Source organism: Alteromonas genovensis, from assembly GCF_010500895.1.
Lineage (GTDB): Bacteria > Pseudomonadota > Gammaproteobacteria > Enterobacterales > Alteromonadaceae > Alteromonas > Alteromonas genovensis.
The window spans coordinates 86,831-112,528 of record NZ_JAAAWO010000014.1 but is presented as its reverse complement, the minus strand read 5'-3'; the positions used below and the strand labels follow the sequence as shown (position 1 = coordinate 112,528).

Sequence of the window (25,698 nt, the reverse complement as noted above, 5' to 3'; positions counted from 1 at the left end):
GGGCGTTGCTAAAGCCGATGAAACTACCGAAAAAGCAAGCCGTAAAGACAACCTAGCGAAACAACCTTGATGCTGAAATGTCACGTCTGAACCCACATTTTAATGCTGTAAGTGAATGACGCCTAACGCCCCACTTAGGGGCACAAATACGCAGGCTATAATACGGAGCGAAGCGAAGGGAGCCTGCGTGTTTGTGTCCCAACGAGCGCCAGCGAGTGACTACAGTGGTTTGTTAGAAGACGATGTTTCTACTACCTTTGGTTGCTCAAAAGCTAAAACCGAAACACACTCGTTTAAACCAATAATTAGGTATTCCCTCGGCTGATATAGCTTACCAGTAATGAAGTGTTCTCTGGTGTTTTCCAGTGCATTCCAGCCACCGTCGATTACTTCAAAACACCAACCAGTTTTTAAGTTACATTCACTCCAAAACTCGCCTAAATCACCTTCATCAAGCACTCTGAAACCATAAATAGCATCGAAATGAGCTTTTATACTCCAACTCTTCGATTTAACAGCAATGTTTAAGCATTCTTTGTCGAATGTAATTTCGTCAATGTCTACTGTAGAGTCTGATTCGAAACCAGTCTCTACTTTTACAACCTTAGGCTCATAAATCATCGCTAGTCTTCTAACGCTAAGCTTTGGGGCGCTAGCACGTGGGCTAAAATCCGAACGAAGTGAGCCAGCCCACGTGTTAGCGTCCCAGCGACCGAAGGGAGTGCCAACAGCGTTTTGTTAGGCGTACAAATGAACGTACGCAGCTTTGCTGCCGCCACTAGCCAAATAGACCGCGTGTTTAAATTATTGAATTTAAGATAAAACAACCTAGTGCGAAATGCCAGATGTTAACGTTAATGCTGGATAAAAGAGCGAGTTTAGAAAGCTGGTGATGTTGAATGTTGGCGTTACGGTGTTGATAAAAAGCGCGTTGCAAAAGCCGTTAAAATAACTGAGAAAGCTAGCTGTGAATACAACCTAGCGAAACAACCTTAATGCTGGAATGTCACGCTTAAACCCACTTTTTTATGCTGTAAGTAAATGACGCCTAACGGCCCGCATAACGGGCAAAAATACGTAGGCTAGAATACCAAGCGCAGCGCAGGGAGCCTACGTGTTTTTGTCCCAAGGAGCGCTAGCGACTGAGTTGATGCGTTTGTTATACGCAATTTGCCACACCTGTAGCGCATTGCTACAATGTGATAAAGAATTATAAGGAGACATATTATGGCAACCGCGAGCGTAAGACTAGACCAAGATCTAGTTGAGAAAGCTACCATTATGGGTAAAGCACTAAACCGAACGATGCCTAAACAGATTGAGCATTGGGCAAAAATAGGTGAAATGATGGAAGATAATCCTGATTTACCATACGAATTCGTGAAACAAGCAATTATTTCCAAAGCGGAAAAAGAGGCAGGTAAATTGGAGCCTTACGATTTTGGCTAAGATTACGAGTGTTTTACAGACAGCTAATTTTAAGAGAGCAGTAAAGAAGTTACATAAGAATCAGAAAAAAGACTTGGATAAAGCTGTAAAGGAATTGATGGACGATCCTCTTCTAGGAGAACAGAAAAAAGGCGACCTAGCTTTTCTTCGCGTGTACAAGTTCAAGATGGTTAAGCAGCTAACCTTATTAGGTTACAGCTACGAGGACGGCACTGTAATTCTTGAATTAATAGCTCTTGGTTCACATGAAAACTTTTACCGCGATGTTAAAAAGTTGTTCTGACCAATTGCGTATAACTTTTAAATATGGGGCACAAACAGGCAGGCTACAATGGCGAAGCCGCCTGCTTGTTTGTGTCCCAGCCCGCCTGCGGGCGACATAATTTTTTTGTTATGTGCCGCGCTCGGTTTTTATTAAAAGTGCGATTGCTGTAAAAACGTGAAAAAGCAGCCCCAATATAAACCACCCCAAAGCACTGCGCCCAGTTGTTTTTGCCCACCATGCACAGAAGAAACCAAAAAATACGATGGCAAGGCCATTACTATTTATAGCCTTTTGTAACTTTGAAATGGCTGTTTCTGTACTGGTTTGCGCATATTCCAAACTTCTCACTTTCGACTGAAGGTTACTAATTGTTTGCTCTAATTCTGAAATGGTTGGTTGCGTTGCTGTTTCTGATGCCAGAGCAGCATGTTGAAAACCGAAAATAACAAAAATAAAAGCTAAGAACTTCCTTTTCATTGCGCTAAATCTCCTGCTGCACATAACTTTAAGCTTTGGGGCGCTAGCACGTGGGCTAAAATCCGAACGAAGTGAGTCAGCCCACGTGTTAGCGTCCCAGCGACCGAAGGGAGTGCCAACAGCGTTTTGTTAGGCGTACAACTGAAAGTACGCAGCTTTGCTGCCACCACTAGCCAAATAGACCGCGTGTTTAAATTATTGAATTTAAGATAAAACAACCCTGTGCGAAAAGCCAGATGTTAACGGTAATGCTGGATAAAAGAGCGGGTTTAGACAACTCGTAGTGTTGAATGTTGGCGTTACGATGCTGATGAAAAGTGCGTTGCTAAAGTCGTTTAAAAAACCGAGAAAGCTAGCCGCGAAGACAACCTAGCGAAACAACCTTGATGCTTTAATGTCACGGTTGAGCCCACTTTTAAATGCTGTAAGTAAATGACGCCTAACAATTTAATGTACGGAAAAAATCCTTTATGCAAGGTGGAATAAATCCGTATATCACTTTAATGATGTAAATACCTTCGCATGTAATTGCCGTAACATCAATATCCTATACTTTGTATCGGAAAACCCTGCACTAAAGTACGGAATCTATCCTTTTTATTTTACGAAAGCTTAAAAACTCGTAATGCTGTGTTTATCTCCAGTAATAAAATAAATAAAAAAATGAAATCAATGTTCATGCAAATGGTGGTCGAGCATATGCGTAATCGCCGATACGCCAAACGCACCATAGAGCTCTACAGTAAGTGGATCATCAGCTTTATTCGCTTTCACAATAGTAGGCATCCTTCACAAATGGGTGATATTGAAGTTGAAGCGTTTTTATCACATTTGGTGAATGCTAAAAACGTTGCGCCGGCTACACAAGCGAGTGCGCTAAATGCATTGGCGTTTCTTTATCGCGATATTTTGGAATGTCCGCTCTCGTTAGAGCTCAACTTTGTTGCTAGCCGCAGGCAGGCCAAGTTACCAGTAGTGCTTACGCAAGATGAGGTTGTATCGTTATTCACTCGAATACCGGCAAATGTAAAGCTTCCTGTCTCGTTATTGTATGGAAGCGGGTTGCGTTTAATGGAAGCGGTTCGGCTACGAGTTAAAGATATAGATTTCGACTACAACGCTATTCGCATTTGGGATGGAAAGGGCGGCAAACACCGCATTGTTACCTTGGCCTCTGAATTAAAGCCAGGCCTTACTCGCCAAATCGGAATGGTTGAAAATTACTTGTCCGCTGATTTAGAAAACCCCAAATATGAAGGTGTTTATTTGCCGCATAGGTTGCGCGATAAATATAAAGGCGCACCAAAGCAGTTGGACTGGCACTATCTTTTTCCTTCATCGCGGCTGTCCATCGACCCGGAAAATAAGAAAGTGCGTCGACACCATATCGACGAATCAAGTATTCAAAAGGCCATTAGAAATACGGCGAAAGTGTGCGACATTAAAAAAAAGGTAACGCCGCATACACTTCGCCATTCCTTCGCTACGCACCTATTACAAGCTGGCGCTGATATTCGTACTGTGCAAACCCAATTAGGTCATTCTGACGTGAAAACCACACAAATTTATACTCATGTTCTGCAACAAGGCGCGCAAGGTGTGGTTAGTCCACTGTCTAGAGTATTGAAATGAAGATGATAGGCAGGCAATAAAAAAGGGCCCGAAGGCCCTTTCAATAGAACGTGTTTAACTTATTAAACGCGTTCAAATACAGTAGCAATACCTTGGCCTAAACCAATACACATGGTGGCTAAGCCTAGCTCTACATCTTGCGATTCCATCAGGTTAATCAAGGTACCTGAAATACGAGCACCTGAACAACCTAATGGGTGACCTAATGCAATAGCGCCGCCGTTAAGGTTAATTTTATCATCTAAGTTATCCATCCAGCCTAACTGCTTAACGCAAGATAGTGCCTGGGCAGCAAACGCTTCGTTAAACTCGGCCAACTGAATGTCGTCCATCGTTAAACCAGCGCGTTTAAGTGCTTTTTGTGTTGCCGGCACTGGGCCGTAACCCATAATTGCGGCGTCACAACCTGCTACTGCCATTGCGCGAATTTTCGCACGTGGCGTTAAGCCTAGCTCTTTTGCTTTATCGGCAGACATAAGCAGCATACCTGATGCACCGTCCGACAGCGCCGAAGATGTACCCGCCGTTACCGTACCGTTCACAGGGTCAAATACGGGGCGAAGGGCCGCCATACTTTCTGCTGTGCTTTCAGGGCGGATAACTTCGTCATGACTAATTAGCTTAAGCGTGCCGTCTGCATCGTGACCTTCCACAGGCACAATTTCATTGGCCCAGCGGCCTTCAAGGTGTGCTTTGTGTGCTAGCTGGTGAGAGCGAGCGCCAAAGGCGTCCTGCATTTCACGGCTAATACCGTTTTGACGACCAAGCAGCTCTGCAGTCATACCCATCATGCCCGATGCTTTTGCGGTGTATTTCGCAAGGCCTGGGTGAAAGTCGATGTTGTAGTTCATAGGCACGTGACCCATGTGTTCAACACCACCAATCATGTAAATATCGCCGCGACCGCTCATAATGCCACTTGTGGCATCGTGAAGGGCTTGCATTGAAGAGCCACACAAACGGTTAACGGTTACCGCACCTGTGGTGCGTGGAATTTGTGTAAGCAGCTGTGCGTTACGTGCAACGTTGAAGCCTTGCTCTTTGGTTTGCTGTACACAGCCCCAAATAATATCTTCTATGTCAGCTGGGTTTACATTTGGGTTGCGCTCTAATAGCGCAGTCATTAGTGCAGCAGAAAGGTCTTCTGCACGAACATTTCTAAATACGCCACCCTTAGAGCGTCCCATAGGGGTGCGTACGCAATCGATTACTACGACGTCTTTCATTTATATTCTCCTAAGGATTAAGCGAAGTAAGATTTACCTTCAGCGGCCATCTTGCGAACGCCATCTGAAATTTGGTAAATCGGGCCAAGGTCAGCGTACTTGTCTGCAAGTGCAACAAAGTTTGCTAGTCCCATTGTTTCAATCCAACGGAAAACACCACCGCGGAACGGCGGGAAGCCTAAGCCGTATAGTAGCGCCATGTCTGCTTCTGCGGCACTGTCTACAATACCTTCTTCTAGGCAGCGAATAGCTTCATTAGCCATTGGCACCATAAGACGAGCAATAATGTCTTGTGCGTCAAAATCTTTCTTCTCAGAAACGATAGGAGCTAACAGACTATATGCTTCATCGGCAGCCACTTTCGTTGGCTTACCACGCTTGTCTTTGCCGTAGTTATAAAACCCTTTGCCGTTTTTCTGGCCTAAACGCTTTTCTTTATAAAGTACGGTTACTGGGTCATCGCCAAGGCGTGCCATACGCTCAGGAATGCCAGCAGCCATAACGTCAGCCGCGTGATCGCCAGTATCAATGCCTACTACATCCATAAGATAAGCAGGGCCCATTGGCCAACCGAATTGTTTTTCCATTACTTTATCAACGGCGACAAAGTCTGCGCCATCAAGCAATAGTTGGCTAAAGCCAGCAAAGTAAGGGAACAATACGCGGTTAACTAAAAAGCCTGGGCAGTCGTTCACTACAATAGGCGTTTTACCCATTCGTAGTGTTGTTGCCACAACAGCATTAATAGTGTCTTCAGACGTTTTCTCACCGCGAATAATTTCAACAAGCGGCATGCGGTGCACTGGGTTGAAGAAGTGCATACCACAGAAACGCTCTGGCTTATCTAAGCTTTCTGCTAGTTGGTTAATTGAGATAGTTGATGTGTTAGAACAAATAATTGCGTCGTCGGCAACGTTTTGTTCTGTTTCTTTAAGCACTATCCCTTTCACTTTCGGGTTTTCTACTACCGCTTCAATAACCAGGTCAGCATCTTTTATGGCGCTGTACTCAAGGGTTGGCGTAATAGCGTTCAGTGTTTTCGCCATTTTAGACGCGTCTACTTTGCCACGCTTCATGCCTTTACCTAGAATGCTGGCCGCTTCATTAAGGCCTAGGTCGAGTGCATCAGTATTGATATCTTTCATCACTACCGGCATACCTTTTACGGCACTTTGGTAAGCAATACCGCCGCCCATAATACCGGCGCCTAGTACCGCGTTAAGCTTGATGTCTTTCTTGCTGGCTTTTGCTTGTTTCTTGCCTTTGCCTTTTACTAGCTGGTCGGCTAGGAAAATACCAATTTGTGCTTTCGCCGCATCAGTTTTTGCCAGTGCTACAAAGCCTTCATTTTCAACTTTAAGTGCGCCGTCACGGTCCATGCCAGCCGCTTTTTGTACGGTTTCTACCATTTTATGTGGCGCAGGATAATGTTTACCTGCTTGTGCAAACACCATGGCTTGCGCGGTAGAGAAGCTCATCATGGCTTCGTTTTTATTCAGTTGAAGTGGCGCTTTTTTCTGAGCACGACGAGCGCCCCAGTTTAGGTCGCCTGACACTGCATCTTTTAGCATCGACAGCGCGCTTGTTGCGAGAGCTTCTGGTGCCACTACCGCATCAACAGCGCCTTCGGCCATTGCTTTGGCTGCTTTTCTGTCGCGGCCCGTTGTCATCCACTCTAATGCATTATCGGCACCAATAAGACGTGGTAAACGCACTGTGCCACCAAATCCAGGCATAAGGCCCAGTTTTACTTCTGGCAAACCTATGCTTGCAGTCGTGTCAGCAACGCGAAGGTCACAGGCTAGCGCCATTTCACAACCGCCACCAAGTGCAAAACCGTTTACCGCTGCAATTGTAGGGAAAGGTAAATCTTCAAAGCGATCGAATACTTGTGAGGTGTTAGCCACCCACTCTAGTACTTCTGCATCGTCCATGGCAAAAAGGCCAGTGAACTCGGTAATATCAGCACCCACAATAAAGGTGCTTTTTGCTGAGCGAACTACTAAGCCTTTTACGTCGCCTTTGGCAACGAGCGCTTTAGTTGCTTCGTCAAGTTCAGATACCGTTTGACGGTCAAACTTGTTTACTGAACCTTCAGCATCGAATACTAGCTCAGCAAAGCCGTCATCTAGCGGACTGACGGAAAGACTTTTGCCTGTGTATATCATTATCATCTCCTTCGGCATTGGCCAGGATGTTAGTAAATTAAATCCAACTGTGTTGTAGGGCAGTATCAATTTACTAACGCGTTAGGGTGGCTACAGGTTTTACAAAGCCACACAAAATTTCAACAAAAATTCAAACATCTGTTTCAATGTGTCATAAGGTAGTGGTCGGATGACTTAAATTCAAGAGTAAATAGTGAATTCACGCTTCATTTCGGTATTGGTGGTTGTATAATGAGCATAATCGGCGCAAAGCGCCAATCCAATATAAGAATAATCGACAATAAGTCTGCCTATGTTCGTAAAGCATTGCTAACGATGTAAAACATGAATAGGGGCAGTCGGCACAACATCTTCAATGGCATGGAGCCAAGCTGTTAACGCGCATTACAGCAACATATGCCACTCATGAACGGCCATTGCCATTTCTATGAGTTAGGTATAACGAGCAACTCGGCGTTTTCCACGTTAGTGCGAAGCTAGTGAAAAACACGTTGAGTTCAATTCAGGGTAGGAGGCTATTTGTGTCTATATTTAACTTTTGGTCGCGCGTATATCGTCTTCGTGACACCGCTTTTGGCATGCACGCATTGCGGGCTAATAAACTATTGCGGCCCGTTTTTTTACTAAATTGCGCCATGCTAGTGCTTTGTGCACTGCCATTTTCTTCTTTGCATGCCGCTCAGCAGCAAACGCAAGCCCAATCACTTACCTTGCCGCCAGACATCTACGCTGAAAAACGCCAGCATTTTCTTACGCTAGAAGAAAAGTTGCGTACGTATTCACGTCGTCGTATTAACGACTTCGACGGTGAAATTTACTCACTGGCAGACTATCCCCTGTACCCTTATTTACTGCGCTTAAAACTAGAGCGCACCATGTCTATTCGCACAAAGCGCGACGTGAAGCAGTTTCTGCACGACTACCGCGGGCAGCCAGTGAGTTATGGCTTGCGATACAAATGGCTTAATTATTTGGCCAAACGCAATCACCAACAGGCCTTTCTCGATAGCTATAGTAGCGGCATGGGGGCAAAACTTACTTGTATTTCACTGAACTACCGTTTACAAAATGGCGAGCCAGCAAAGCAAGTGCTGCGAGAAGTAGACACCCTGTGGCTGCACGGTCAGTCTCAACCTGATGAATGCGATCCGCTTTTTGCAAAGTGGAAAAAAGCAGGATTAATGTCGCCTACTATGGTGATTAAGCGCATTGAAATTGCGGCTAAAGAAAAGAACAGACGCATCATTCCGTATCTAAAGCGTCAACTTCCCGCAAGCGATCAGTACATTGCAGATATTTGGCTATCGGTTACGCGAAATGTCAGCAGCGTACAAAAGAGTAGGCTATTTCCCTTAAAGAACGTGCAAAGCGAGCGAGAAGCGCTGGTATGGTCTCTTGAAAAGCTGGCGTGGCAACAGCCAGCCACTGCGGCAAAGGTGTACGAGCGATATGATCAACAAGGCGTATTTTCACAGGCGCAGCGCCATGTTATAAATCGTGCAATTGCGCTTAGTTTTACATTAGAAAAGTCGCCACAAGCCCACCATTGGTTAGAGAGAGCGGATGCCCCCGGTGCTAACGACGACATAACGCTGTGGCATGTATCACACCTTCTTCGTACAAAGCAGTTTGACGAGGTCATCCGAATTATTGAAAACGCGCCAGAAGCGTTACAACGTAAAGCCAATTATCGGTATTGGCTTGCGCGGTCGCTAGAACAATCTGAGCAGCCCATGCGCGCCACTGTGCTTTATCAACAGCTAGCACAAGAGCGACATTACTATGGGTTTATGGCAAGTGCGCATATCAACACTTCTCCATCGCTAAAAAACAACCCAGCACCTAAAAATAGCAACGCTATCGCCAAGCTTGCAGTAACACCGGCCACCTTGCGGGCAGTAGAGTTTTTTCGTCTTGACCGCGCGACCGAAGCAAGACGAGAGTGGTATTACTTGCTAACTCACATACCAAATAATCAAATAACCGACGCAGGAATATTGGCCTACGAGTGGGGGTTATACGACCAAGCAATAAGTAGCTTCGCAAGAAGTGGCTACTGGGATGATGTAGAGCGACGCTTCCCTCTTGCCTTTAACGACGTTTTTAGTGAAAAGGCAGAAGCACACAATATCTCTACCTCGTTTGCGATGGCGATTGCTCGGCGAGAGAGCTCGTTTAGAAGTGATGCTGTATCGCCTGTTGGCGCCGCAGGATTAATGCAGTTAATGCCCGGTACGGCAAAATATGTAGCGCAAACTAAAGTCAGTCGCAGTCAGCTTTTTGATGTAAATGATAACGTAGAGTATGGCGTGCAGTACCTGCGCTATTTGATGGATAAACTGGATAACAACCCGGTACTGGTATCGGCGTCTTACAATGCCGGGTGGAGAAAAGTGTTAGAGTGGCTGCCCGTGAATGAAGCGCTGCCGGTGGACATCTGGATTGAGAATATCCCTTACAAAGAGACTCGCGCTTACGTAAAAGCGGTAATGACGTATCAACATATATACGAGCAGCAGCTTGGCAGCAGCAACAACATATTTCCTCAGCTTACTTCGGATATGATCCCATCGGCAGACGCGGTGAGTACACATCCAGTAACCGGTGTTATGCAGTTAGCGCCAAAATAAGGGCGCTGTCAGGTGTAAGTTAACACTGCTGGGCTGCAGTTTATCTTAGGGGTATCAATAAGAGCACAGGCTCATGGTATACTCGTCCTAGAGTAAATGTCAGCAATACAACATTAGAAAACTAACAACGAACAAAATAAGAGGGGCTATGTCGCACCATAAAGCAACCTACGAACAGCATATAGAAGAGTTACAAGCTAGAACACGCGAAGCATTGCAGCGTGAGGGACTAGACGGTTTAGTCATTCACTCAGGCCAAGGCAAGCGACTATTTTTAGATGATAACCACTATCCATTTAAAGTGAACCCGCAGTTTAAAGCGTGGTTGCCGGTAATAGATAACCCAAACTGTTGGTTGGTCGTTAACGGTGAAGATAAGCCAACACTTATCTTTTATCGCCCTGAGGATTTTTGGCATAAAGTGCCGCCAGAGCCCAATGATTTCTGGACAGACAGCTTTAACATTGTATTGCTACAACAGGCCGATGCCGTAGAAAAGCACCTTCCTTACGATAAATCTCGTATGGCGTATATTGGCGAATATATCGAGGTGGCGAAAGCCCTTGGCTTCGATAACGTGAATCCAGACAGAGTGCTGCACTACTTGCACTATCAGCGCGCTTACAAAACAGATTACGAGCTAGACTGTATGCGTGAAGCGAATAAGCTTGCCGTGGCCGGTCACCGAGCCGCAGAACAAGCGTTTCGCGAAGGTAAGAGCGAGTTTGATATCAACTTGGCGTATGCCGCTGCGTGCAGACAGGGCGATAATGACGTGCCCTACACCAGTATTGTTGCATTAAACGAACACGCGTCTATTTTGCACTACATGCAGTGCGACAATATTGCGCCAAAAACATCCCGCTCGTTTCTTATTGACGCAGGCGCCACTTACAACGGCTACGCAGCAGATATCACTAGAACCTACAGTCAAAACTCATCCTTATTTGCAGATTTGATTAAAGCGGTAGACAACGTCACGCTTACTCTAGCAGATAGCCTGAAGCCTGGTGTGGCATATACCGATATTCACTTACTGGCCCACGACGGTATTGCGCAAATTCTTCACGACACTGGGGTAGTTAACTTAAAGCCTCAAGACATTGTTGAAATGGGAATAACACGTACTTTCTTCCCACATGGTATTGGTCACTTCCTTGGGCTACAGGTACACGATGTAGGCGGGCTTGTTAATGATGATAGAGGCACGCCAAAAACGGCGCCAGAAGATCATCCGTTTTTACGCTGTACTCGTGTCGTAGAGCCTCGTCAGGTATTTACTATTGAACCAGGTTTGTATTTTATTGAAAGCTTGTTGCGAGACTTAAAAGCAACGCCAGCGTCAAAATACATCAACTGGGACACGGTAGATAAGTACAAGCCATTTGGCGGTATTCGAATTGAAGACAATATTATTGTGCATCGCGATAAGAACGAAAATATGACGCGGGATCTCGATCTAAACTAATCCGCTTAAGCCTCTCAGTTGCCATTGGCTACTGCCGCTAGGGAAAGCGTTGGGTTTTCTGGTGGGTATTATTGGGCATGTGTTGGAAAGGTAGCTGCATAAAAACCAGCTACCATTTCAGAGAACAAAAAAATCAGCTAGCTCGTGCGCTCTATTGAGATATGAGCGAGAGCGATTAATGCGTCTTTGTATTGTGAATCTGGGATAGAAGCAAGGCTTGCTATTGCCATATCAACTTCGTTTTGTGCGCACTGTCTGGTGTAATCCAGCGCGCCGGTGGCTTCCATGATCCCTTGAATTCGAGTGAGGTGGGCCAAGCCATTGCTTTGTTCAATGGCGTCTCGAATAAGTGTTTTATCGTCGTCGTTTTGGGCATGCCACATGGCGTATAGTAGGGGCAGGGTGGGTTTGCCTTCGGCTAGGTCATCACCTGCGTTCTTACCCATTTCTTCACTGTCTGCCATGTAATCAAGCAAATCATCAGCTAACTGAAAGGCTGTGCCTAAGTGCTTGCCGTATTCTTGCATGGCGTGTTCAATGGCTTCGCTTTGGTCTGTTAATACTGCGGCAAGTTGTGTGGCAGCTTCAAACAACCGAGCGGTTTTACCGTAAATAACGTCAAAATAACGGGCTTCCGTTGTGTTGGCGTCGTTGCAATTCATGAGCTGCAGCACTTCGCCTTCGGCAATCTGGTTTGTCGCTTCAGACAATATCTGCATAACGCGCATGCGCTTAAGGCTTACCATCATTTGAAATGAGCGGGTATATAAAAAATCGCCAACTAAGACAGATGCTTGGTTACCGAAAACCGCGTTCGCTGTTTCACGACCTCTGCGCATAGTTGATTCATCAACAACATCATCGTGAAGTAACGTCGCGGTGTGAATAAATTCAACAATAGCGGCTAGCGTGTGATGCTCGTTATTTTCAATACCCATTGCCCGCGCGCTAAGTACAGTAAGAAGAGGGCGTAAGCGCTTGCCACCGCTATTAACAATGTAAAAGCCAAGCTGATTGATAAGTGCAACGTCAGAGTCCACTTGTTCTTGAATCAATGTGTTGACTGCTTGCATATCGTCGCTAGACAGTGCGCGAATTTGGTCTATATCCATAGGCATGGCAATAAATACTTACTCTTACGATTGGTGCTGTATTGAGGGCGATTGTACCTTAATGCCACATACTATCCACCAAATTGTCCCAAAAAATCACAGTTTAACGCATTTGAAATGTAAAGGTTAAAACCGCCTTATGTCGCAAACTAACACGCACGTTTTGCGCTTGAAGATTCAAACGCTTATATCAGCGCTTGCTGTGCTTACACAACATGTACCCTACATGGCATGCCGTAATATCAGATATTGTAAAATTTAGCTGCTTTCGTTGTTTTTCTTGTCAAAGCCGGTGTTTTCTTTATTTTTCTTAGTTCAAAAAAAGCGTATGCGCCTAATTTACTACTACTTTTGTCTATACTTAGCACGGGCTGAGAATCAAAGAGTATTGGGTAAGACCAGTTTTAGCATCTACACACCGTCGCTACCATTTAGCTATATCGGGCTGCTCATAGGGATCGCGTGCGATCGATATTGAGATCCCATAGCGGGTTAAGGTGCTGGCTTAGCGCGATCGTAGAAGCAAAAACTAACGAAGCGAAATTGATCGCCAGAGCCTTCAGGTGGCAAATTTGCGATAAAACTCGGTTTAAAAACAGCGCCATGTCATATTTTTTTCATTTTTTATCCATATTTATGTGATTGTAAGCTGCATCAAATGGGCAATTGAGGCATAATCCAACCCATGTTGGAAAAATAATCATTTTTTCTACGAATCGGGCTTGTGATTTACAGATGTTTCACGTAGAATTTGCGCCCTGTTTTTTGAATTGAAGCGTCAGTGGACGCAGAGCGGAGTTAACTATGTACGCGGTTTTCCAAAGTGGCGGTAAACAACACCGTGTGGCCGAAGGCCAAACCGTTCGTCTTGAAAAAATCGAAGTAGCCCCAGGCGAAACGGTTGAATTTGACAAAGTTTTAATGGTAAGCAACGGTGACGACGTAAAAATCGGCACACCAAACGTTGCTGGTGGTAAGGTGACTGCAGAGGTGGTAACACACGGTCGTGGCGATAAAGTAACTATCGTTAAGTTCCGTCGTCGTAAGCACTCTCGCAAGCAAGCTGGTCACCGTCAGTGGTTCACGGAAGTGAAAATCACTGGTATCAACGCATAAGAGGAGCACGAACACATGGCACACAAAAAAGCTGGTGGTAGTACCAAAAACGGTCGTGATTCAGAGAGTAAACGCCTAGGTGTTAAGCGCTTTGGTGGTGAATCTGTTCTTGCTGGTAACATCATTGTTCGTCAACGTGGTACTCGTTTCCACGCTGGTGACAACATGGGTATCGGTAAAGACCACACGTTGTTTGCACTTAAAGACGGTAAAGTTCAGTTCGATGTTAAAGGACCGAAGAACCGTAAGTTTGTAAGCATCATCGGCGAGTAAGCATTACGCTAACTAGCCAAGAAAGCTTTCAAAAACCCCGCGTTTGCGGGGTTTTTTGTTTTATGAGACCTGATATTGGTGCAGTCCCTTTTGCCTATGTGCATATAGCGGTATTCACATTCCATATGCAGGCGACATTTGTTTTTATATCCTTGAGTTTGCCACTACGCGAAAGTGCGTATTGTAGTGTAAACTTAAGGTTCTTAGTGTTAAGCAATAACCCAAGGCAACATTGCCCGGAGTGATAAATGAAATTTGTAGATGAAGCTGAAATTCGTGTTGAAGCCGGAGATGGCGGAAACGGCGTAATTGGCTTTAGAAGGGAAAAATACGTACCTAAAGGCGGACCAGATGGTGGCGACGGTGGTGACGGCGGCAGCGTTTTCTTAGTTGCTGATGAAAACCTAAATACATTGATCGACTATCGTTTCGAGCGATTCCATCGTGCCGAGCGCGGCAAAAACGGTCAAGGCTCCGATTGTATCGGGAGAAAAGGCCAAGATCTCAATGTAAGTGTTCCAGTAGGAACGCGCGCTACCGATGTAGACACTGGTGAGATGCTTGGTGATCTTACTCGTCATGGTCAGCAGCTTAAGGTGGCTCAGGGCGGCTTTCACGGTCTTGGTAACGCGCGCTTCAAAAGCAGTACTAACCGTGCACCACGCCATAAAACAAACGGTACACCAGGTGAAATTCGCAATCTTAAGCTAGAGCTTATGCTGCTTGCAGACGTAGGTTTATTAGGCATGCCAAACGCGGGTAAATCCACGTTTATTCGCTCAGTGTCTGCGGCTAAACCAAAAGTAGCCGATTACCCGTTTACCACCTTGGTGCCAAACCTTGGTGTGGTTCGTCAAGACGCTCAGCGTAGCTTTGTTGTTGCAGACATTCCCGGTCTAATAGAGGGCGCTGCGGAAGGTGCTGGTTTAGGTATTCAGTTCTTAAAGCACTTAGAACGCTGCCGCATTCTATTGCACGTGGTTGATATATTCCCGGTTGATGAAACCGACCCAGCAGAAAATGCCCGAGCTATTGTTCAAGAGCTAGAAAAATACAGCCCTAAATTAGCCAACAAGCCGCGCTGGCTTGTGTTTAATAAGGTCGACTTGCTACTTGAGGAAGAAGCCGCTGAAATTTGTCAGAAGGTGGTAGACTCGCTAGAGTGGGAAGGCCCGGTATATCAAATATCAGCGTTCCAAAAGCTTAACCTCGATCCGTTATGTAGAGATGTGATGAACTTTATTGAAACCCTTCCTGGGGAAGTAGAGGAAGAAGGTGACAAGAAAGACGTCGAGTTTAAGTGGGATACGTATCACCGTAATACCCTTGAAGCCCATGATGATTTGGTCGATGACTTAGACGACGATGAAGACTGGGACGAAGACGATTACGATGTAGACGTGGAATACCGTCGTTAATACGAAGGTCAATACGCCCTTATAGTTGAAAGCGCAAAAGCACGATGATTGTCGTGCTTTTTTGTACATATCATTTAGTAACCGTATGCTTGTAGTGAGATATTGATGAAAATAGCAATGATTGCCGCAATGGCAGAAAACCGTATTATCGGTGCTGATAACGACATGCCGTGGCACTTGCCTGCAGATTTAAAGCATTTTAAGTCTGTAACCTTGGGCAAGGCGGTCATCATGGGCAGAAAAACTTATGAGTCTATAGGACGCGCGTTACCTGGCAGACCGAATATTGTAATGACCAGCAACAAAGAATATACGCTGGCAGACGCCACAGTAGTGCACACCCAAGCTGAGGCCTTAAAAGCTGCAATAGCACAGTCTGCCGATAATATCGATGAGGTTATGATTATTGGCGGCGGAACTATTTATGATGCATTTTTACCTGAAGCCACCACGCTGTATTTAACCTTTATCGACTTACAGGTAAGCGGTGACACTCAGTTCCCTGACTTTCACGCTAACGGAAGCTGGATAGAAACACAAAGAGAGCCACACAAAAGCGATGAAAAGAATAAGCACGCTTATACCTTTGTCACCTTTCAGCGTGAGTGCAAGTAGGTTGTCATTGGTGGGCATATTCCAAGTGAGTTCGCCGCTATAAAACAAAAATGCCGAGTTCATTTCAAAATGAGCTCGGCATTTTACTATCATCTTATTTTTACGTGCTAGCTCCTAATTGAGTACTAGCTTGTGTTTATTTCATTTGGTCAAATAAGCTCTCAAGAGACAGCCCCTGATGGCTAAGCATGTCACGCAATCTACGTAATGCTTCTACTTGTATCTGACGTACACGCTCTCGTGTAAGCCCTATTTCGGCACCAACATCCTCTAATGTCGAGGGCTCGTAGCCTAATAGGCCAAAGCGTCGTGCAAGTACTTCTCGCTGCTTCGGATTTAGCTCTTCAAGCCAGGTAACAATGTTGCCTTTAATATCGTTATCCTGAAGTGTCTCTTCAGGGCTGAACTCTTTGTCATCAGCAATGATATCAAGAAGCGCTTTATCACTTTCACCGCCAATGGGGGTGTCTACCGATGTAATTCGCTCGTTCAAACGCAGCATCTTGGTTACGTCTTCAACAGGCTTGTCTAGCGCCAGCGCTATTTCTTCAGCGGTTGGCTCATGGTCAAGTTTCTGCGAGAGTTCTCTTGATGCTCGTAGATAAACATTTAACTCTTTAACAACATGGATGGGGAGGCGAATAGTTCGCGTCTGATTCATAATAGCGCGTTCGATAGTTTGTCTTATCCACCACGTAGCATACGTGGAGAATCGAAAACCTCGTTCGGGATCAAATTTTTCGACAGCGCGGATTAGGCCTAAGTTACCTTCTTCAATAAGATCGAGAAGAGCAAGACCGCGGTTGTTATATCTTCGTGCAATTTTCACCACTAGGCGAAGATTACTGACAATCATTCGTTTGCGGGAGGCTTCACAGCCTTTCAGTGAACGGCGGGCAAAGTATACTTCTTCCTCTGCCGTAAGCAGTGGTGAGAAGCCTATTTCACCTAAATATAGTTGTGTTGCGTCTAAATTTTTCGGTTGCTCGCTTTTGTTAAAAACGGTGTCATTACTTTCAGCATCAGTATCGTTTGATACTGTTTCATCTTCTTTAACTTCTTCTGGTACTTCAATGACGTTTAAGTCATCTTGAGATTTTGATTCTAAGGCTTTATTTGACTTACCCATGGTGAATCTCCTGCTTAAAGGTTTACCTTATGACGTTTCTCCTTTGTCTCTTATTATTATTATTTATTTTTTTTATTTTATTTTTTTGGCAGGTATCTCAATGGGTTTAAAGACTTCCCGCGATACCTAACTTCAAAATGAAGTTTTACCGAATCAGTGCCGCTACTACCCATTGTGGCTATTTTCTGACCAGCATACACCCATTCTCGCTCTTTTACCAAAATGGTCTCGTTGTATGCGTATGCGCTTAGAAATGTGTCGGTATGCTTTATTATAATTAACCTACCGTACCCTCTAAGTGCATTACCCGAGTAGACGACTTTACCACTAGCAGCTGCAACGACATTGCTACCTCGCGCACCAGCTATATCAATTCCTTTGTTTCCCGATTCCGCTTTGCTGAACGTACCTACAAGCTTACCTTCTGCTGGCCAAATCCACTTTTCCACTCTGTCAGGAAATGTCTTTGGCGCTGCTTTTTTGACAATGCTTGTCGACTTCTTGACGTTCGTGTTTTTTTGTGCTTTAACATCCTGTTCACGTTCAACATACGCCTGCGGTTTCGACTGGTCAATCACTCTTTTGGCTATAGGAGGGGAGGTCGGATCTGTAGACCGAGTGGTCGTAACATTAGAACGCTTGGTGGTTGAGGGTTTGCTAACAGGCGCTGTTAGTCGTAATTTTTGACCCGGAAATATGGTGTAAGGTTTTGAAATATTGTTGAATTTTGCAATATCTTGATAGTCGTTTCCAGTAAACCAGGCTACGGCAAAGAGGGTGTCACCTGGCCGCACTTCATATGTGCTAGCGGTATACTCTTCACTACCACTTTCAACCTGGCTATTAAGCAATACTACGGGGGCAGGGGCAGATCTTCCCGCACACCCAATTATTAATGTTAATAATGTGTAAACAAGTAGGTAGCGGAAAAAAGTGGCTTTCATTCTATCGCAAAATTAAATACGCAATAACGGCGATAACAACGACTGCCCAGCCAAGAAATTCAACATACTGCCTGAGCTTTTGTTCCATTGGTGCGCCTCCCCATCGCATCAGCCCTGCGACTAAGAAAAACCGTGCACCTCGCCCAACGGCAGAAGCAAGGACAAAAGGTAAAAACGCCATCTGCAGGAAGCCTGCACTAACAGTAAAGATTTTATAGGGGATAGGTGAAAAGCCAGCTAAGAACACTATCCATACACCGTAGGTTTCAAACCATCCCGTAGCGGTGTCTATTTTGTGTGTATAACCCCATTTTTCGATAAGCGGCGCCAACCAAGCTTCAAAGGCAAAGTATCCCAGCCAGTAACCCGCTATTCCGCCAATAATTGAAGCGATGGTGGTAATAAGAGCAAATCGCCACGCTTTGTGAGGTTGCGACATTGCCATGGGCGCAAGCATAACGTCAGGAGGTATAGGAAAGAACACAGATTCAGAAAAACTTAGGCCACCGAGGTATTTGGAAGCATGCTTGTGTTTAGCCCATCGCAAGGCCATGTCGTAGCATGGCTCAAAAATTTTCACATTAGGTCTCCTGCAACCAAGGGTACAAATCGGACAGATTCTATTGTGGTGGTTTGCAGTTCACCATCAACGCGGTCGATACAAAGAAGCGATTGCTGTTCGTTTCCAACAGGTATAATTAGCCTGCCGCCTTCTTTCAGTTGATCACACAATGACTGAGGTAGGCTAGCGGCAGCTGCAGTAACAATAATGGCATCGTACAAACCCTTAGATTCCCAACCTTTCCAGCCGTCGCCATGTTTCATAGCGATGTTGTGTAGGTCGAGTTGATTCATGCGACGCTTGGCATGAAATTGCAAAGACTTGATGCGCTCCACGCTAAACACATAATTAAAAAGCTGTGCCAAAATCGCGGTTTGATAGCCCGAACCAGTGCCAATTTCCAGAACACGTTCTGGCTTGTTTGGGCTTTCTAACAGAAGTTCGGTCATTTTCGCTACAATGTAAGGCTGCGAAATGGTTTGCCCCTGACCGATGGGAAGGGCCGTGTTTTGATATGCTTTATGTTGCAAAGCGTCCGGAAGAAACGCTTCCCTCGGCGTGCCAGCAATAGCATTTAACACAGCTTGTGAACGTATTCCTTCGTTGTAAAGCAGCTGTGCTAATGCGTCTCCTTTTCTAGAAGCTCTCATGATGTTGCGTACTTTCCTATATTGTTAGTTTTCGCCACGCTGGTGATGATGCATCACACAATGGTCGCATTGCGACAGGGGCAAACGCTTATTTTATACTCGGTTAATAGGAGACAGCGTTTCTACACATTCACGCAAAACCGATGTTGCAAAACACCCGCTAGGCAAACCGAATGAAATAGTAAACGAATCGCCTTTACTCTGCCATGTTAAGTCTGAAGGCCAAATTTTGATAGCACGTCTTTCTTGTTCAAACCCACATTCGCTTAGAAAATCGGTGACTTCTGGGTGAGCTGCCGCTACGGTATTTTCAATGTTTGCTGCATCCTCTTCAGTGGCAAGTTTGCCTTTACCCCAAAGTGGGGCTGAGGGACACACATCCTTTGCAACATAACGAGATTGGCTTTGTTCTTTATCGTCACGGTTGATAAAAAAGCTATTTGAGCCTGATAAAACAAGCGCGTCACCAGCAAGGGCGGTATCAAACACATTATGCTCTAGTCGCTGAGAAAGCACTTCATTAAATAGCCAGCTGCGAAGGGCAGATAACGCCATAGAGCGCTTGTTTCTATGACGTATGGTTTCGCCGTTAATCATGCGTTCGGCCATCACCAAGTTGCCGCCGCGCTGTACTTCACCCATGTCGTTTAAGCGCATGACGCCAAAACGCTGCTCACCGTAATAGTTGGGGACGCCATGTGTTACAATTTCTTCGAGACGTTCTGTAATGGCTTCAGGGTGCACTACTTGTCTAAGGGTAATGGTAAAGTGATTGCCCTTTAACTGGCCCGTACGCAGCTTCTTATTGTGCCGAGACTGCTTTATCACTCTTACCCCTTCCAAATCCCAATCGCTAAAGTCAAAATCTTCCACACCCGGAGCGTGAATGCCAAACCACTGCTGCGTGACGGCGTATTTGTCTTTGCGACCTGCGTAGCTTATTTGTCTAAGCGGTAGCTCGACAAATTTGGCCAGTTGCTCAGCAACAAAAGCAGTATTGGTATTCGTCTTTTCGATAAAGATGAACTGATGTTCGCCCTCACCGCATGGCTCGTAGCCTAAGTCTTCAACGACTTGAAAATCATCTGCCTGAAACTTAAAAATGCCGGTGGAGACGGGTTTGGCAAAATAATACTGCCAGTGTTCGGTATCTAATGGTTTCATGCTTTTTTTAATAACACCACGGCGTGTGATGCAATCCCTTCTTTTCTGCCTGTATATCCAAGCTTTTCTGTGGTGGTGGCTTTAACGTTAATATCGTCAATATCAACATTGCAGTCTTCTGCAATCCGTGCACGCATTTCATCAATATGTGGTGCCATCTTTGGCGTTTGCGCAACAATGGTCATGTCGGCATTAGACACCAGATAGCCTTTATCTCGCGCTACACTTACAACGTGTCTCAGCAACACTCTGCTGTCTGCGCCAGCATAGTCATCATCGGTATCTGGAAAGTGCTTTCCAATATCGCCAAGTGCCGCAGCACCCAATATGGCATCGCACAGCGCGTGGAGTAATACGTCTCCGTCGGAATGCGCAACTAGCCCCTGAGTGTGCTCTATACTAACGCCACCAATGGTGATGGGGCCTTCGCCACCAAATTTGTGTACGTCAAATCCATGTCCTATTCGCATGCAAAAGGTGCCTTTAATTTTTGATGTAGATAGAATTCTGCTAATGGTAGGTCAGCCGGGTGCGTTATCTTAATATTCGCCGGGCTGCCATTGACCATACCTACTTTGTATCCCGCATACTCCATGGCTGAAGCCTCGTCTGTAATCTCAACGCCGTCGGATAAACCTTTTTTCAATGCGTTAAGCAGAAGGGGGGCTGGGAATAGCTGTGGTGTTAAAGCATGCCACAAATTGGCTCTGCTTTCAGTGTGAGACACCACGCTGAGTGAGGGGTTAGCAGGACTAGTGGAGCATTCCTGATTTGAAACTGCTCTTTTCATTGTATCTCGCACCGGCGTAGCAAGTATGCCGCCAGTCACGGTACTGTCGTTTATCACATTAAGCAGCGCAGAAATATCGTCTTGTGACACACAGGGGCGGGCTGCATCATGAACAAGTGCCCACTCATCACCGTGTAATGCTTTAATGCCGTTTAGCACGCTGTCTGCTCGTTCCTCGCCGCCATGCACAACACTCACCCGTTCATCGCTGGTTAGCTCAAGCGTAGGAAAGTAAGCGTCATCAGGGCTAACAGCAAGTACAACGCGGTCAATGTCACAGTGGGCTAATAATGCATCAAGGGTGTGCTCTAATATGGTTTTGCCCGCAATCGTAAGGTACTGTTTTGGGCGGTCGGCTTGCATTCTGCTGCCAACGCCCGCAGCCGGAATAACCGCGATAACACGGGGCTTTGTCATTCTATTCATTTCGTGTCTGCAGGCAGAATTCGGTAAAAGGTTTCTCCCTGTTTAATTAGGCCAAGCTCATTTCTGGCGCGCTCTTCTATTGCTTCTAAGCCAATCTTTAAATCGTTAATATCAGCGTTTAACAGTGCGTTTCGTTGAGAGAGGTTGGCATTTTGAAGGGCCTGTGTTTTAACTTCCGCCTTGCGACTGTAATAATCAGGAATGCTGTTTTTACCGAACCAAAGTCGGTACTGCAGAAGTCCAAAAAATAATAACAGCACGATGGGAAGCCATTTACCTTTTAACACACGTTCACCTGACAGTTAATTGAGCGCAAGAAAACGCAGGTCTTCGCCTGCGTTTTCTTATTATGCCGCTTAGCAGCGTCGAGTCAAAGACGCTTTACTCATCTTGCCCAAATTTGCCCTTTAATTTGTCTAATAATTTGTTTTTTTGCTGCTCAACAACGTTGTTCAGCTTAGACTTAAGAAGCTCTTCTATCGCTGCGCTATCACCTTGAGCAGCGCTAAGCATACTGCTTACATCGCCCAGCTCGCCGTTTATCAGCGACTGTTCATTGCCTATCATGGCGTTGAGCTTTTGATTTAATTCATCCAGCTTATCTTGCTGTGACGCGGTAAGCTCAGATAGGGCCATGTTAGCGAGTTGATTGTCTAAGTTAGATTTAATTTTAAAGTCTGGATTTGACAATGTGCCCTCAAGAAACATGTCCATATTAAGACTAGACAGCGATTGCAGAGCCTTGGCGATTACCTTTGTGGTGTCGCTCTCGCCAGTTGCTTGCATAACAAGTTGTTGCAAATCAACGGTTCCTGAACCAGTCAGCTTGTTATCTGTAATTTGCATTGAGCCCGCGGTTTTCATTAATGCTGAAGTCAACACTGCAGATAGCGACTCATTGCCAGACAACGGTATGTTGGCCATGTTTACGCCGGCAAGAGACCATTGTTGGCTCGCGTCTACACCCTCACCATCAATATAAAATTCACCGCTTGAGGTAAATGATTTCAATAACTCGCCAGCGGCCTCAATAGTAAAGGTGGTTGGGTTACCAAACACATCGTGTACGTTGGTAATGTTATTCCACTTACTTGTAATGGATTCTTCTTGCCACAGCACCGATACATTCGCTTCTTTTACCAATATGGATGGAATATCCGCGGGCGCTTCGCTTTTTTCTTCACCTTGAATAAGCGGCATAACAATTTGCATGGCAGCCATTAAGTACTCAGTGTACTCAGCGGCCTTATCGCCAAATACAAAGTAGGTAACTTGAGACAAGGCTTCTTGGTCGCCTGCAATCACCCCTTTCAGTAAGGCATAATCTTCTTGCGGTGCATTTTTTAGTGCGCTGGCAGTTTCGCTAAGGACGCTTTTCGCTTTCGAGGCTTTTTCGGTAAAGTCGGAGATAAGAGCCCGATCTGCCTGCATTTCTGCCTTCAATTTGTCGAAAGCTGACTTTGCTTGAACAAGGGCCTGTGGATCTTTGAAGTCGGTTTCTTGTAGCTGAGCGATTTGAGTTTTGTAGTAATCAATTCGCGATTTGTCAGGCAACGACGCGTAATCAGTCTTTAATGCTTCACCGTAGGTGTCGTAAGCGGCGCGAGCATTTTTTACTGCTGCAGCTGTTTTTAATGGGTTGCGCTCAAGAAGTTCATCTACCGACGGCACTGCATCTTTTGCTTTTGCTTTCATTTCATCAAATGACAGAGAGCGCTCAGGAACGCGATATACTTCACCTGGAGAAGGGCGTTCAGTGTCAAATTGAACATTGAGTAAATTGAGGTTGTTAACAATGACTTGGTCGCTTAGCAAGGGGGCTAGCTCAACATCGGCATTCGCGTCGCCTACGAACACTTGATTGCGAGCGGGCTTAGTAGGATTGGTAAGGGCGATACCTTTAAGGGAAACAGTGGTTGGAAATAGCGAATGATCGAAACTGTCGATATTCACTTCGGCACCATAAGATTCACCGAGTTTAGATTCTAATACTGCTTTTATAATGGTGTTGGCGAACAAAAAGTACACCGCAAAAATAACCACAAAAAAACCAGCAATCCACTTTAATACTGATTTGCCCTTACTACTGCTACTCATATTCCACTCCTTGATAACACTACGCTGACGAAGAAAAAGCCTTGTTTAGTTAGTGTAAAGCACTACCTATCTCACTTCCATATATAAGTGCTCATATCAACCGTGCGATTTAGGTAGGCTTTATGTTATCGAAAAGCAAATATTACAGTTTAAATCGGTTGGCTATTTCCATTATTGCCAAACAGCTGGCACGCAAAGATTGGCTCGATGCCGCTAGTTCGTCGGCTGTGCGAAGACTACTGTCAGCAGCCCCCGATAAGGCGTTTATTCGCATGTTCGCTTCGTTTGCCGCTTCGGCTTGTTGTTCGGTCGCGCGAGCGATCTCACTACTCATATCTGTAATATCTGTCATTAATCGGTCTGCTTCTTGTAAACTTTGGTTGGCTTGTGTGGCCCTTTCTACTGTTTTTGACGATGCCGACTGACTGACCGTTACGGCGTTTACCGCACTTTTCGCATGGTGCTGCAATTTCTCAATCATGGTTTGAATTTCATCGGTACTTTGGCCCGTTCTACTCGCTAGCGTACGAACTTCATCGGCCACAACGGCAAAGCCTCTGCCTTGTTCGCCGGCTCTAGCCGCTTCAATCGCAGCGTTAAGTGCCAATAAGTTGGTTTGATCAGCGATGCCTCTAATAACGTCAAGCACAGCACCAATGTTCTCGGTTTGGGCTGCAAGTTCAGTCACTACGTTCGACACACTTTCGATATCGGCGGTGAGGGAGCGAATATCATCAACAGTACTTTCCACCACCGAGGCGCCGTGCTGCACATTGCTTCTGGCGCTACTCGTGCTTTTTTCAGCGGAGTCTGTGTTTGAGCTGACATCATTAATTTGGGTGGTCATTTCTTCCATAGCAGCAGCCACTTGCATCATATTTTCGTTTTGCGTTTGGGCTTGTTGATTACTGCTATCACTGGAGTTTTGCACGAGCTCAGCTTGCTCATTAAGCAGTGCAATATTGTCGCGAATTCCAATCAGCGACTGGCGCATTTTATCGGTGTACTGATTAAAATAACGAGCAAGACGAGTGACTTCGTCTTGACCACTCTCAGGCAGCATGCGGGTTAAATCTCCCTCACCTTGAGAGATGTCTTTCATACGTTCGGTAATTTCCTGCACCGGTTTAGCAATGCTACCGCCTATGATGTACACCAAGGTCACCACCAAAATCACGCTCACAATACAAAACACGATTATGAGGTTTCGCATATGGGCGTATTCTTCATTTAAATGTGTGAGGTAAATGCCCGAGCCGATCGTCCAGCCCCAAGGCTCGAACTCTTTCACATACGAAATCTTTTCTGTGGGCGCATCTTCACCAGGGAGAGGCCAAACGTAATCGACAAAACCATCGCCTTGTGCTTTTACACTGTTAGCCATATCAACAAAAAATGCTTTGCCGTTGCCGTCTTTAAAAGTGCGAAGGTCTCGTCCGTCTAACTGTGGTTTTAACGGGTGCATCACCATGGTGGGTGTGGTGTCTTGGATCCAAAAGTAATTGCCTTTGTCATACCTTAGCCCTTTCACCGCGGCAAGGGCTTTTTCTTTGGCTACCGACTCATCGGTTTCCATTGCGGCAAAGGTGTCAAGCATGGTGTGCACAACCTCAACCAAGTGCTTATTCTCATCATAGGATTTTTGTTTTAGGGCATCGTAGTGCTTCGTTAAAATAATGCCCGTTAAAACAATGAATAAAAGTGCAATTAGGACAACGATCATTCCAAGACGCTGAAATAAACTAAAGTTTCTTAACCACATAATACCTGTACCATTTCTACGTTATTTTTTGGCGTTTGTTATCACAGTATTCACGGCGTCCCGTCTGCCTTGCGATGATTGTGTTATCCGGTGTGTTTAACACCTGATAAATAAGTGTAGTCGCTTTTTTTGAGACTATTAATATTTGTAATTAAATTGAAACTGAAACTTTAATGGCGGGTCTTTTCGAGCTATAACGGTGAGTGGCAAATACGCTGCGATAGTTTGTATTAAAGTTAGCGTAAACAGGGCGTTGTGCCGCTTTTTTATGTGCTATTATCCGCCGAAATTGGTTGTCACCTTGATCTTCATTGCACAGTGTGAA

24 protein-coding genes are annotated in these 25,698 nt (G+C 45.4%); 9 read left to right on the top strand and 15 right to left on the bottom strand.

Annotation, left to right across the window (positions count from 1 at the left end; all coding sequences use genetic code 11):
* Positions 1 to 219: 219 nt before the first annotated feature.
* Positions 220 to 621, bottom strand: coding sequence for a hypothetical protein (locus GTQ48_RS15980; protein ID WP_163107558.1), 402 nt, complete (start codon positions 619 to 621; stop codon positions 220 to 222).
* A 606-nt stretch (positions 622 to 1,227) separates the two neighbouring features.
* Between GTQ48_RS15980 and GTQ48_RS15975 the strand changes: the two genes are divergently transcribed.
* A complete protein-coding gene (locus tag GTQ48_RS15975; protein ID WP_012518669.1) occupies positions 1,228 to 1,449 on the top strand; it encodes a TA system antitoxin ParD family protein in 222 nt (73 codons plus the stop codon).
* A complete protein-coding gene (locus GTQ48_RS15970) occupies positions 1,442 to 1,732 on the top strand; it encodes a type II toxin-antitoxin system RelE/ParE family toxin (protein ID WP_061439355.1) in 291 nt (96 codons plus the stop codon). The genes GTQ48_RS15975 and GTQ48_RS15970 overlap by 8 nt, the downstream gene beginning before the upstream one ends.
* A 108-nt stretch (positions 1,733 to 1,840) precedes the next feature.
* On the opposite strand, the gene GTQ48_RS15965 is transcribed toward GTQ48_RS15970, so the two are convergent.
* On the bottom strand, positions 1,841 to 2,191 hold the full coding sequence (locus tag GTQ48_RS15965; RefSeq protein WP_163107557.1) for a hypothetical protein: 351 nt from the start codon (positions 2,189 to 2,191) through the stop codon (positions 1,841 to 1,843).
* A 663-nt stretch (positions 2,192 to 2,854) separates the two neighbouring features.
* Here GTQ48_RS15965 and GTQ48_RS15960 point away from each other — a divergent pair.
* On the top strand, positions 2,855 to 3,823 hold the full coding sequence (locus GTQ48_RS15960; RefSeq protein ID WP_163107556.1) for an integron integrase: 969 nt from the start codon (positions 2,855 to 2,857) through the stop codon (positions 3,821 to 3,823).
* A 62-nt stretch (positions 3,824 to 3,885) separates the two neighbouring features.
* On the opposite strand, the gene fadA is transcribed toward GTQ48_RS15960, so the two are convergent.
* Together fadA and fadB are read right to left on the bottom strand one after the other, a co-directional pair.
* Complete coding sequence (fadA, locus tag GTQ48_RS15955) at positions 3,886 to 5,049, bottom strand: acetyl-CoA C-acyltransferase FadA (RefSeq protein ID WP_163107555.1); 1,164 nt, start codon at positions 5,047 to 5,049, stop codon at positions 3,886 to 3,888.
* A 17-nt stretch (positions 5,050 to 5,066) separates the two neighbouring features.
* Positions 5,067 to 7,217, bottom strand: coding sequence for a fatty acid oxidation complex subunit alpha FadB (gene fadB, locus GTQ48_RS15950; RefSeq protein WP_163107554.1), 2,151 nt, complete (start codon positions 7,215 to 7,217; stop codon positions 5,067 to 5,069).
* 521 nt (positions 7,218 to 7,738) lie between these two features.
* Here fadB and GTQ48_RS15945 point away from each other — a divergent pair.
* Positions 7,739 to 9,847, top strand: a complete 2,109-nt coding sequence (locus GTQ48_RS15945; RefSeq protein WP_338023344.1) for a transglycosylase SLT domain-containing protein — start codon at positions 7,739 to 7,741, stop codon at positions 9,845 to 9,847.
* Between the two features lie 148 nt (positions 9,848 to 9,995).
* The gene (pepQ, locus tag GTQ48_RS15940) at positions 9,996 to 11,315 is read left to right on the top strand and encodes a Xaa-Pro dipeptidase (RefSeq protein WP_163107553.1); all 1,320 of its coding nucleotides are present in this window, start codon (positions 9,996 to 9,998) and stop codon (positions 11,313 to 11,315) included.
* A 137-nt stretch (positions 11,316 to 11,452) separates the two neighbouring features.
* Here pepQ and ispB read toward each other — a convergent pair whose 3' ends face one another.
* Positions 11,453 to 12,427, bottom strand: coding sequence for an octaprenyl diphosphate synthase (gene ispB / locus GTQ48_RS15935; protein WP_163107565.1), 975 nt, complete (start codon positions 12,425 to 12,427; stop codon positions 11,453 to 11,455).
* An 804-nt stretch (positions 12,428 to 13,231) separates the two neighbouring features.
* Here ispB and rplU point away from each other — a divergent pair.
* The 4 genes from rplU to folA all read left to right on the top strand — a co-directional run bounded on the left by rplU (position 13,232) and on the right by folA (position 15,849).
* The gene (gene rplU / locus GTQ48_RS15930) at positions 13,232 to 13,543 is read left to right on the top strand and encodes a 50S ribosomal protein L21 (RefSeq protein WP_032095642.1); all 312 of its coding nucleotides are present in this window, start codon (positions 13,232 to 13,234) and stop codon (positions 13,541 to 13,543) included.
* A 15-nt stretch (positions 13,544 to 13,558) separates the two neighbouring features.
* Positions 13,559 to 13,816, top strand: a complete 258-nt coding sequence (gene rpmA / locus GTQ48_RS15925) for a 50S ribosomal protein L27 (RefSeq protein WP_032095643.1) — start codon at positions 13,559 to 13,561, stop codon at positions 13,814 to 13,816.
* 248 nt (positions 13,817 to 14,064) lie between these two features.
* Positions 14,065 to 15,234 (top strand): Obg family GTPase CgtA, encoded by a 1,170-nt coding sequence (cgtA, locus tag GTQ48_RS15920; protein ID WP_163107552.1) that lies wholly within the window; start codon positions 14,065 to 14,067, stop codon positions 15,232 to 15,234.
* Between the two features lie 105 nt (positions 15,235 to 15,339).
* Positions 15,340 to 15,849 (top strand): type 3 dihydrofolate reductase, encoded by a 510-nt coding sequence (folA, locus tag GTQ48_RS15915; RefSeq protein WP_420837613.1) that lies wholly within the window; start codon positions 15,340 to 15,342, stop codon positions 15,847 to 15,849.
* Positions 15,850 to 15,985: 136 nt separating this feature from the next.
* Here the strand turns inward: folA and rpoS are convergent, their stop codons facing one another.
* From rpoS to GTQ48_RS15865, 10 genes are all read right to left on the bottom strand, one after another.
* Positions 15,986 to 16,978, bottom strand: coding sequence for an RNA polymerase sigma factor RpoS (gene rpoS, locus GTQ48_RS15910; RefSeq protein WP_163107551.1), 993 nt, complete (start codon positions 16,976 to 16,978; stop codon positions 15,986 to 15,988).
* A 77-nt stretch (positions 16,979 to 17,055) separates the two neighbouring features.
* Positions 17,056 to 17,922: a peptidoglycan DD-metalloendopeptidase family protein gene (locus tag GTQ48_RS15905; RefSeq protein ID WP_163107550.1), complete on the bottom strand. Its 867-nt coding sequence runs from the start codon at positions 17,920 to 17,922 to the stop codon at positions 17,056 to 17,058.
* Between the two features lies 1 nt (position 17,923).
* Complete coding sequence (locus tag GTQ48_RS15900; protein WP_163107549.1) at positions 17,924 to 18,502, bottom strand: YqaA family protein; 579 nt, start codon at positions 18,500 to 18,502, stop codon at positions 17,924 to 17,926.
* Positions 18,499 to 19,134: a protein-L-isoaspartate(D-aspartate) O-methyltransferase gene (locus GTQ48_RS15895; RefSeq protein ID WP_163107548.1), complete on the bottom strand. Its 636-nt coding sequence runs from the start codon at positions 19,132 to 19,134 to the stop codon at positions 18,499 to 18,501. Before GTQ48_RS15895 ends, GTQ48_RS15900 begins: the two co-directional genes overlap by 4 nt.
* Positions 19,135 to 19,227: 93 nt before the next feature.
* Entirely contained in the window at positions 19,228 to 20,298 is a 1,071-nt protein-coding gene (gene truD / locus GTQ48_RS15890) for a tRNA pseudouridine(13) synthase TruD (protein WP_163107547.1), read from the bottom strand.
* Positions 20,295 to 20,768 carry a 2-C-methyl-D-erythritol 2,4-cyclodiphosphate synthase gene (gene ispF / locus GTQ48_RS15885; RefSeq protein ID WP_163107546.1) on the bottom strand — a complete coding sequence of 158 codons (474 nt, stop codon included), beginning with the start codon at positions 20,766 to 20,768 and terminating at the stop codon, positions 20,295 to 20,297. Before ispF ends, truD begins: the two co-directional genes overlap by 4 nt.
* Positions 20,759 to 21,505 (bottom strand): 2-C-methyl-D-erythritol 4-phosphate cytidylyltransferase, encoded by a 747-nt coding sequence (gene ispD / locus GTQ48_RS15880; protein WP_163107545.1) that lies wholly within the window; start codon positions 21,503 to 21,505, stop codon positions 20,759 to 20,761. Before ispD ends, ispF begins: the two co-directional genes overlap by 10 nt.
* A gap of 5 nt (positions 21,506 to 21,510) precedes the next feature.
* Positions 21,511 to 21,801 (bottom strand): cell division protein FtsB, encoded by a 291-nt coding sequence (gene ftsB / locus GTQ48_RS15875; RefSeq protein WP_032095651.1) that lies wholly within the window; start codon positions 21,799 to 21,801, stop codon positions 21,511 to 21,513.
* Positions 21,802 to 21,895: 94 nt separating this feature from the next.
* Positions 21,896 to 23,611 carry a TIGR03545 family protein gene (locus tag GTQ48_RS15870; protein WP_163107544.1) on the bottom strand — a complete coding sequence of 572 codons (1,716 nt, stop codon included), beginning with the start codon at positions 23,609 to 23,611 and terminating at the stop codon, positions 21,896 to 21,898.
* 142 nt (positions 23,612 to 23,753) lie between these two features.
* Positions 23,754 to 25,373, bottom strand: a complete 1,620-nt coding sequence (locus tag GTQ48_RS15865; RefSeq protein ID WP_163107543.1) for a methyl-accepting chemotaxis protein — start codon at positions 25,371 to 25,373, stop codon at positions 23,754 to 23,756.
* Between the last annotated feature and the right edge of the window lie 325 nt (positions 25,374 to 25,698).

Coding starts and splice junctions, on each gene's coding strand:
- ispB (WP_163107565.1), bottom strand. CDS start 12,427: ATGGATATAGACCAAATTCGCGCACTGTCTAGCGACGATATGCAAGCA.
- rplU (WP_032095642.1), top strand. CDS start 13,232: ATGTACGCGGTTTTCCAAAGTGGCGGTAAACAACACCGTGTGGCCGAA.
- fadA (WP_163107555.1), bottom strand. CDS start 5,049: ATGAAAGACGTCGTAGTAATCGATTGCGTACGCACCCCTATGGGACGC.
- ispF (WP_163107546.1), bottom strand. CDS start 20,768: ATGCGAATAGGACATGGATTTGACGTACACAAATTTGGTGGCGAAGGC.
- ispD (WP_163107545.1), bottom strand. CDS start 21,505: ATGACAAAGCCCCGTGTTATCGCGGTTATTCCGGCTGCGGGCGTTGGC.
- cgtA (WP_163107552.1), top strand. CDS start 14,065: ATGAAATTTGTAGATGAAGCTGAAATTCGTGTTGAAGCCGGAGATGGC.
- pepQ (WP_163107553.1), top strand. CDS start 9,996: ATGTCGCACCATAAAGCAACCTACGAACAGCATATAGAAGAGTTACAA.
- GTQ48_RS15870 (WP_163107544.1), bottom strand. CDS start 23,611: ATGAGTAGCAGTAGTAAGGGCAAATCAGTATTAAAGTGGATTGCTGGT.
- truD (WP_163107547.1), bottom strand. CDS start 20,298: ATGAAACCATTAGATACCGAACACTGGCAGTATTATTTTGCCAAACCC.
- GTQ48_RS15905 (WP_163107550.1), bottom strand. CDS start 17,922: ATGAAAGCCACTTTTTTCCGCTACCTACTTGTTTACACATTATTAACA.
- GTQ48_RS15895 (WP_163107548.1), bottom strand. CDS start 19,134: ATGAGAGCTTCTAGAAAAGGAGACGCATTAGCACAGCTGCTTTACAAC.
- GTQ48_RS15980 (WP_163107558.1), bottom strand. CDS start 621: ATGATTTATGAGCCTAAGGTTGTAAAAGTAGAGACTGGTTTCGAATCA.
- GTQ48_RS15965 (WP_163107557.1), bottom strand. CDS start 2,191: ATGAAAAGGAAGTTCTTAGCTTTTATTTTTGTTATTTTCGGTTTTCAA.
- GTQ48_RS15865 (WP_163107543.1), bottom strand. CDS start 25,373: ATGTGGTTAAGAAACTTTAGTTTATTTCAGCGTCTTGGAATGATCGTT.
- rpmA (WP_032095643.1), top strand. CDS start 13,559: ATGGCACACAAAAAAGCTGGTGGTAGTACCAAAAACGGTCGTGATTCA.
- fadB (WP_163107554.1), bottom strand. CDS start 7,217: ATGATATACACAGGCAAAAGTCTTTCCGTCAGTCCGCTAGATGACGGC.
- folA (WP_420837613.1), top strand. CDS start 15,340: ATGAAAATAGCAATGATTGCCGCAATGGCAGAAAACCGTATTATCGGT.
- rpoS (WP_163107551.1), bottom strand. CDS start 16,978: ATGGGTAAGTCAAATAAAGCCTTAGAATCAAAATCTCAAGATGACTTA.
- GTQ48_RS15960 (WP_163107556.1), top strand. CDS start 2,855: ATGAAATCAATGTTCATGCAAATGGTGGTCGAGCATATGCGTAATCGC.
- GTQ48_RS15975 (WP_012518669.1), top strand. CDS start 1,228: ATGGCAACCGCGAGCGTAAGACTAGACCAAGATCTAGTTGAGAAAGCT.